Below are 8,466 nucleotides of genomic sequence, written 5' to 3'. Positions count from 1 at the left end.
TTATTGATGCGAGTTAAAACCTCATTTCTTTCAAACGGTTGAGGTGTTGGGTCAAACAAAATATTCTGCACATCAATAACAAGAACTGCTGATTTCATAGAATCTCCTTTTGAATAAGGCTAACGCCGCATTAAGTGGTGAGCGACGCTAAACACTAATGCCTCGGCAAACCACTTAAAACACAAAAACTGAATTTACACTAAAACCGCCAAGCGTTGCGAATCCGTCTTAAATGCTTTGTTATGCAAATTCAATAAGATAAACCAGAAGTTACACTAAATTTGATTAAGAAAACAATCAAAACATTGGTTAAGTGAACCAAGAATCAACCCAAGCCTGAACTGTGATAAATAAGCCACCAAACAAAGTCCACCTTTCAGCAACAAACCAAGCTTTTGAATGAGACAAACTCACCGAGCAAGACTTTCAGCAAATGCGAAATGATCGATTAACTTGCCCTTTCCACACTTTGCAACCGCAAAACTGACAACGCGCCAACGCTAAAACCAATTGAGGCAAACAAAGAAATTTGCCTATTTTACGGTTTGAGTTAACCACGAATTTGAGGGTAAAAATGCTCATTTGCCGACAATACAAAACGAATGGCCGGAGAAATCCCAAAAGATTGAACCCCTAAATTTACCTGAGTTGCATAACGCCGCATTAAGTGGTGAGCGACGCTAAACACCAATGCTTCGACAAACCACTTAAAACGCAAAAACTGAATTTACACTAAAACCGCCAAGCGTTGCGAATCCGTCTTAAATGCTTTGTTATGCAAATTCAATAAGATAAACCAGAAGTTACACTACATTTGATTAAGAAAACAATCAAAATATTGGTTAAGTGAACCGAGAACCAGCCAAAGCCTGAACCGTGATAAATAAGCCGCCAAAACAAAGTTCACCTTTCAACGACAAACCAAGCTTTTGGAGGAGACAAGCTCACCGAGCAAGACTTTCAGCAAATGCGAAATGATCGATTAACTTGCACTTTCCACACTTTGCACCCGCTAAACTGACAACGCCCCAACGCTAAAACCAATTGAGGCAAACAAAGAAATTTGCCTGTTTTACGGTTTGAGTTAACCAAGAATTTGAGGGTAAAAATGCTCCTTTGCCGACAACACCAAACGAATAGCCAGAGAAATCCCAAAAGATTGAACCCCTAAATTTACCTGAGTTGCATAACGCCCGGCTAAGGGGTTGACAACGCACCGCCGAACTCAAAAAACACACTGTAAACTCTGAACTGCAATTTTGCACTAAAACCGCCAAGCGTTGGCAATCCCTCTTGAGCCGTTTGTTATGCAAATTCAATAAGATAAACCAGAAGTTACACTACATTTGATTAAGAAAACAATCTAAATATTGGTTAAGTGAACCAAGAATCAGCCAAAGCCTGAACCGTGATAAATAAGCCGCCAAAACAAAGTCCACCTTTCAGCGACAAATCAGCTTTTGAATGAGACAAACTCACCGAGCAAGGCTTTCAGCAAGTGCGAAATGCTCGATAAACTTACCCTTTCCACACTTTGCACCCGCAAAACTGACAACGCGTCAACGCTAAAACCAATTGAGGTAAACCAAGAAACTTGCCTGTTTTACGGTTTGAGTTAACCAAGAATTTGAGGGTAAAAATGCTCATTTGCCGACAATACAAAACGAATGGCCGGAGAAATCCCAAAAGATTGAACCCCTAAATTTACCTGAGTTGCATAACGCCCGGCTAAGGGGTTGACAACGCACCGCCGAACTCAAAAAACCACTGTAAACACTAAGCTTCAATTTTGCACTAAAGCCGCCAAGCGTTGGCAATCCCTCTTGAGCCGTTTGTTAGGTATTTATTGCTGCTGAACGTAAATGAGCCGATTTGTATCAAAGCCACGCTCTTTCGACATTTGAACGAACTTCTCCAGAATGTCTGGTGCGACTCTAGGCGTTCTTGAAAGTAACCACAGATATTCTGTATTCGGCCCTGACACGAAGGCATAACTGTAGTTTTCACGCTCTAACTCAAACACCACGTAAGAGCCATAAAACGGACCAAAAAATGAAACCTTCAGATAACCGTCTGTTGGACTATTTACAAAGTAAGCTTTGCCTTCAGCCTCTTTCCACTCACCTTTCTCTTCGGAATAACCACGATTAAGAACCGAAACGCCGCCATCATTTCGAACACGGTATTCCGCAGTAACCTGACTTAAACCTCTTTCAAAGGAGTGATCAAGTCGAGCAACCTCGTACCATTTACCTAAATAATTGTTCAGTTCAAAATCCGACACTGGCTTTACTGATTCGGGCATACCCAAGCAGCCGTTTAATAAAACAGTACAAATAATCAACAAGATTGATCTCATGATGCCTCCAAATACCTAACGCCCGGCTAAGGGGGTGACAACGCAACGCCAGACTAAAAAAACACACCTTAAACACTGAACTTCAATTTTAAACTAAAGTCACCACGCGTTGGCAATCCCTCTTGAGCCGTTTGTTAGCTGCTACACTTTAGCCGGAGATTGACTACCCAACGGCCTAATTTAAAACACATTATGGCTTTCAAACGACAAAGTAAAACGGACAACTGAGAAACTAAAACCTAACCCACGAAACGCACTTGGCAAAGAAGAAATAATAGGAAAACTGACGAGCTTCTAAGACTTAAATTTACAAAGAATTCTTTCGAAGAAGCCAACAACCAAGTGCGCAAAATCCATTTAAACGCGAAAGAGCTTCAAAACCAAAGAAGCCACACCAAAGAAATAAACAAACACACCACTTCCCGTAAACAGACTTCGGTTAGTTCAAGCACTTCACGAACAGTGCCACTGGCGAGATACATGGAAAAGTGCTGACTTTCAGGTGTAAAGCTAGAGTCTCAGACCAAAAAAAATGAACACGGAATTTTATGGTTTTTCTTAACCTCAGCTAACGCCCGGCTAAGGGGTTGACAACGCACCGCCGAACTCAAAAAACACACAGTAAACACTGAACTTAAATTTTGCACTAAAGCCGCCACGCGTTGGCAATCCCTCTTGAGCCGTTTGTTAGGCCAACCAATTGACACCGACACTTTCACAACCAAAGAACAAGCTTTTTTTGTAAACTTGAAACAAACTAACCGATTCATTTATAAACCAAAACCCTAAATCAGCAAAGAAACCAAAAAATTCAAATTGAGCGATTTGGAAGAAAAGTGACGAACGTAGCATGCTCGGCGGACGTTTGGATGCCGAAGGTTATTTTGCCGCTAAACTCACAACGAAAAATAACTCAACGCGATCAAGAAACAACAAATAAGTGATGACGATTTATTGCTTAAGTCCAGCCTGAGAACATGGAATTTACCGCTCAATTTCCTCGTTTTATCTGATAAAAACTCACCTTGCCTAACGCCCTGTTAAGGTGTGAGCAACGCAATACCGAAGCAACCGCATACCACCTTAAACACTGAAACTAACGCATAGTAAAAATGCCATGCGTTGCGAATCACTCTTAAACAGATTGTTATGTAGCTATATCGATACAATAAACAACAAAGGAATACCTAAAAAGAAAAACATCACCACGCAGCCTAGGATAGTGTCACTGGATTTACCATCAGGTATTTTGGGCTTAGGCAAACCGGACACTCTCCAGTGTTCGTTAGACCATTGTTTTACGTCTTGGGGAAAATCAGGGTGAATCGCAATTATCTGTTCAACACTTTGAGCAAAATCAGATAACCAAATTTTGAATTTACGATTCTTTTTAATATCGTCAATAACAACAAAAGGCATAATAAAAAGAATTAACCCGTATGTGACAATTGTGAACCATTTAAAAAATAGCACTAAAGGCTCTGGTAAGAGTTCATAAATGAAAGATGTTTTACTTTCATTAGAGATCAAGGATGTACTAGATACTTTACCATCTATTATTTCACGCTCATTGATTGTAATAGAAGGCGGTACAACATCCTCATTCTGTGACAGGTACATTAAGACTTCTACGACTTCACTTGGCTTCCACTGCATAAATTGGAGCTTGAGTTGTTTATTTACAGTTTCAATATTAAAGTCGTCAGAGCTTGACGTTACTTCGAGAACTTCATAGCCAGGAGTTAAGTTTAGCGTAATAAATTCTTGGATTAATACACTTCTTTCACCACTACCGATAATTGAACTGCCCCCAACGTTAGTCAATACATAGCGGAGTTGCCACAACTTTTCAATAGGCATATCGTTGTACATGTAGGAAGACTTCAGTCCATCAACCTCTATTGGACGCGTTAACAAGTCACGAGAAACAAGCTTGAGTTCGATCTCATTACTAGTAGTTTTGAATTGCATGCCCACACCAATAATTGTAGCTAGAGCAGATATCCACATTATGGCTTGAAAGATTTTTTTCATATTTAGCACTCAACTCATGTCACAGTCACGCATTATACGATAACTATACGTATTTGTTTATACGGAACTTTCATCGTTTTTAGCGCCTAAATTGACAAAGCTACATAACGCCCGGCTAAGGGGTTGACAACGCACCGCCGAACTCAAAAAACCACTGTAAACGCTGAACTTCAATTTTGCACTAGAGTCGCCACGCGTTGGCAATCCCTCTTGAGCCGTTTGTTAGCTGCTGCACTTTAGCCGGAGATTGACTATCCAACGGCCTAATTTAAAACACATTATTGCTTTCAAACGACAAAGTAAAACGGACAATTTAGAAACTAAAACCTAATCCACGAAACGCACTTGGCAAAGAAGAAATAACAGTAAAACTTGACGAGCTTCTAGAACTTAAATTTACAAAGAATTCTTTCGAAGAAGCCAACGACCAAGTGCGCGAAATCCATTTAAGCGCGAAAGAGCCTCAAACCAAAGAAGCCACACCAAAGAAATAAACAAACACACCACCTCCCGTAAGAAGACTTCGGTTAGTTCAAACACTTCACGAACAGTGCCACTGGCGAGATAAGCGGAAAAGTGCAGACTTTCAGGTGTAAAGCTAGAGCCTCAGACTAAGAAAAATAAACACGTAATTTCATGACTTTTCTTAACCTCAGCTAACGCCGCGTTAAGTGGTGAGCAACGCGACCACAATCCTAAATCATTGCGCCTTAAACACAAAACTCAACCTAGAGCCGAAACTCCCAAGCGTTGGGAATCCGTCTTAAACGCCTAGTTAGCTGCTGCACTTTCGCTAGCAAATTACGCCAAAATGCCTAATTTGAAACACATTATTGCTTTCAAACGGCAAAGTAAAACGGACAGCTGTGAAATTAAAACCCAATCCACGAAATGCGCTTGGCAAAGAAGAAATGACCGAGGAAATCACCATTCCTGAACTCGGTAATTTGCAAAGAATTCCATCGAAAAAGCCAACGACAGAGCACACGAAACGAATTTAAGCATTCATGAATTTCAACAACAAAGAAGCCGCGCCAATGAACTTAACAAACACAACATTTCCCGTAAGCAGACTTCGTTAAGTTCAAACACTTCCCGAAAAGTGCCACTGGCGAGATAGTTGAGAAGCTGAGATTTGTCCGGTGTGTAGCTAGAAAACCGAAAGCCTTTCCACCCTAAATTCACAGCTTTTCTTAACCCCAGCTAACGCCCTGTTAAGGTGTGAGCAACGCAATACCTAAGCTGCCGCATACCACCTTAATCACTAAAACCAACGCATAGTAAAAATGCCACGCGTTGCGAATCACTCTTAAACAGTTTGTTATGTTTATGTTGGTGACTTACTAATTAGTTTCTGTATTACTGGATGATTCAACGCCTCACTGTGCAAGTAGTCATTGTATTTATTAGATTTTTCTAACTCTGAAAACATATTGTTAAAGATCAAATCTGCTGTATCCAAATTTGGTAATAACTTATCAAAATACAATTTAGCGATGCCCATACTATTGGTTACCAAATCTTGGGTTTCAATATTTAGGTTGGGATAGCCATCAGATATGTAGACATTGAAGCTATCTAACAAGTTTAGAGCCCGAGTCGCGGGATGAGGATGCCAGTTCTTTTGAGTATAAAACTCTATCGAATAAAGTTTGAAAGGCTCTTGCCATTGATGGACCAATCCATAATTAAACAATGCCCTAGTAACAAATAAGCTGCCTAATGCACAATAAATCAACGCTAAAAATTCACCATCAGTGCGAAAACCTAAATTCCTGCGAATGCTTGCGGCATATCGCACAACTTCGTTTGCGGCGCTCTTGTCAGCATCATACTCTAGAATATGCTTTTCTAAGTCGAAAGGACGTTCAGTACAATTTTCCGCAAGGTTATGTTCGGCTTGACTTTTCAATGCATTGAATTGACGTAAGTGACGAAACTCATGATAGAAAGTAAAATGAATTGAACAATCAAGCATGAATTTTCCGAATGAAAAATTTTCATTTTCATATAACGACGCAAAACCACTTGAAACACTTTCATTATTAAAGAATGCTGCAAATACTACATTATCAAAGAGAGCTTCTTGAAACTTATCCCCTAATAGAATTGGATAACCTTGTGTGATCCCGATAATGTTATAGTCATTATGCTTTTGAGCAAAAGCGTTACATACAATGTCATTCTTAATGTAAAAAATGGTGGGCTCTATGCCATAAAACTTAGCATTTAAGTTAAGCAGTTTTTCAAATTCATTTTCGAAATACTGATACCTTTCGAAGTCCTCACCCTCATAATCACTAGGATCGAGAGCGTCTAGCCCTAAACTTCGAATAGTGTCCTTTTTATTGTTAATCAATATTTTACCACTCTATATGAGAATAAACATAACGCCGCGTTAAGTAGTGAGCAACGCTACCACTTAACCTAAATCATTGCACCGTAAACACTAAAACTCGACTGAATTGCAAATGCCGAGCGTTGCGAATCTGTCTTAAACGCTTTGTTAGAACGATAGCGGATACAGATGCCACAATGCTGCTCCCCCTAATAAGATTGGTGCAATAAAGTCTATCAGAGCTCTAATCATACTCACTAAATAAACAGGACCATTATATAATCTAGTCCTCTTCCGCAATTCTTCTTTTAATGTGTTTTTGTGGTCCATTAACGTCTCATCACCATAGTCAAGCGGTGTTGTTTCACCTCTTTCGGCTTTTTCCGACAAATGTGCTGAACCATATTTACGCTTAATATACTGTTCAACTTCTTTCTCTTCTTCTTTAATAACGATGTTTGTTAGCGCAATCTTCCACTTTAAAAAGTCTGAACTTGAATAAATCACGAATGAACTGAGCCAATATGCCAATGTCAAAAACAGCACGGTAAACAAAACAGCATGATCTTTGTCAGTGAAACTAATACCTAAGCTATCAACTTTCGTTGGCATCAGGTTCCCGTAGATCATCAAGAAAATTACCGCTACCGTGGCAATTAAATTACGCCTTACCTTTCTCGTCACTTCTGACAAAGGATCTTCAACTCGATGTTGAGTCGCTTCCATATTTCATACCTCGTTCTAACGCCCGGCTAAGGGGTTGACAACGCACCACCGAACTCAAAAAACACCCTGTAAACGCTGAACTTCAATTTTGCACTAAAGCCGCCACGCGTTGGCAATCCCTCTTGAGCCGTTTGTTATATTCGATTCACTTAACCATGATAGGCTACATATCTAACCCTGATTGCCATAATGATCCACGGCGAAACTAAACATGACTTTAATCAAAAAGAACGTGCTGGTGATTAAGAACCAAGTGGGTAACGGTAAAAACATAAGTAATAACAAACCACTACACATTAGATTTGCAGAAATGAACAGTTGGATACGATTGTCCTTTAAAGCATTTACCACTAAGGCAGATATTATTGTGTAGGCCCAGATTAGAAACGCATACTCTAAGGGTGCAGAAAGAAGCCACGCTATCGCTAAGATATGAATATGTATAGCAATAAAAAGAAAGCGTCCCTTGCTCCTTTCTGCGTAAAACTTATTTGTGCCTCGGCTAAAATTTGCAATACATCCAGCCAACACATCAGCAATTAGAATGAAACCTAACGCTGTCAACCAACCATTTTCATGGGCTATAGGACGATAAAACTGAAAATAAATTAGAAAACTACCAAATAAGGCAAATATTGCCGTACAAGTAATTTCAATTAAAGATTGCTTTTCACCAAAGACCTCATGAAGATACTTGGGAATTTCAATATATTTCATCCTTTGTCCTTAAAAAGTTCACCGATCAGCTTGTGGAATATAACGCCCTGTTAAGGTGTGAGCAACACAATACCGAAGCCCCCGCATACCACCTTAAACACTAAACGCAACGCATAGTGAAAATGCCAAGCGTTGGGAATCCCTCTTAAATTGTTTGTTAGGCGACTTGGATTCAAGTACGAAGTGCGACACCTCTGAACATAAAAACAGTGAGATGCGATAATCATGAAGTTTGCTCCCGCCAAGAAGTAAAAAACATGAAATACACGCACCTCACTGAGAACGAAAGGTA

At 39.9% G+C, this 8,466-nt stretch carries 5 protein-coding genes and 1 pseudogene; all 6 read right to left on the bottom strand.

Features of this window, described 5'->3' with window-relative positions:
• Positions 1 to 98, bottom strand: a pseudogene (locus tag EXZ60_RS17780) (cysteine hydrolase); the annotation flags it as partial.
• Between the two features lie 1,745 nt (positions 99 to 1,843).
• Positions 1,844 to 2,359, bottom strand: coding sequence for a lipocalin family protein (locus EXZ60_RS17775; RefSeq protein ID WP_088733327.1), 516 nt, complete (start codon positions 2,357 to 2,359; stop codon positions 1,844 to 1,846).
• Between the two features lie 1,155 nt (positions 2,360 to 3,514).
• On the bottom strand, positions 3,515 to 4,393 hold the full coding sequence (locus EXZ60_RS17765; protein WP_176312652.1) for a hypothetical protein: 879 nt from the start codon (positions 4,391 to 4,393) through the stop codon (positions 3,515 to 3,517).
• 1,327 nt (positions 4,394 to 5,720) lie between these two features.
• Positions 5,721 to 6,752, bottom strand: a complete 1,032-nt coding sequence (locus EXZ60_RS17755; protein ID WP_277436079.1) for a hypothetical protein — start codon at positions 6,750 to 6,752, stop codon at positions 5,721 to 5,723.
• Positions 6,753 to 6,899: 147 nt separating this feature from the next.
• A complete protein-coding gene (locus EXZ60_RS17750; RefSeq protein ID WP_045986687.1) occupies positions 6,900 to 7,457 on the bottom strand; it encodes a hypothetical protein in 558 nt (185 codons plus the stop codon).
• Positions 7,458 to 7,628: 171 nt separating this feature from the next.
• Positions 7,629 to 8,174, bottom strand: a complete 546-nt coding sequence (locus tag EXZ60_RS17745; protein WP_088733287.1) for a hypothetical protein — start codon at positions 8,172 to 8,174, stop codon at positions 7,629 to 7,631.
• Positions 8,175 to 8,466: the final 292 nt, after the last annotated feature.

It is taken from the genome of Vibrio sp. 1151_11 (genome assembly GCF_029478525.1).
Lineage (GTDB): Bacteria > Pseudomonadota > Gammaproteobacteria > Enterobacterales > Vibrionaceae > Vibrio > Vibrio anguillarum.
Note: the sequence above shows the minus strand (reverse complement) of the source record. Positions and strands in the feature narration are given on the sequence as shown.

Coding starts and splice junctions, on each gene's coding strand:
- EXZ60_RS17775 (WP_088733327.1), bottom strand. CDS start 2,359: ATGAGATCAATCTTGTTGATTATTTGTACTGTTTTATTAAACGGCTGC.
- EXZ60_RS17750 (WP_045986687.1), bottom strand. CDS start 7,457: ATGGAAGCGACTCAACATCGAGTTGAAGATCCTTTGTCAGAAGTGACG.
- EXZ60_RS17765 (WP_176312652.1), bottom strand. CDS start 4,393: ATGAAAAAAATCTTTCAAGCCATAATGTGGATATCTGCTCTAGCTACA.
- EXZ60_RS17745 (WP_088733287.1), bottom strand. CDS start 8,174: ATGAAATATATTGAAATTCCCAAGTATCTTCATGAGGTCTTTGGTGAA.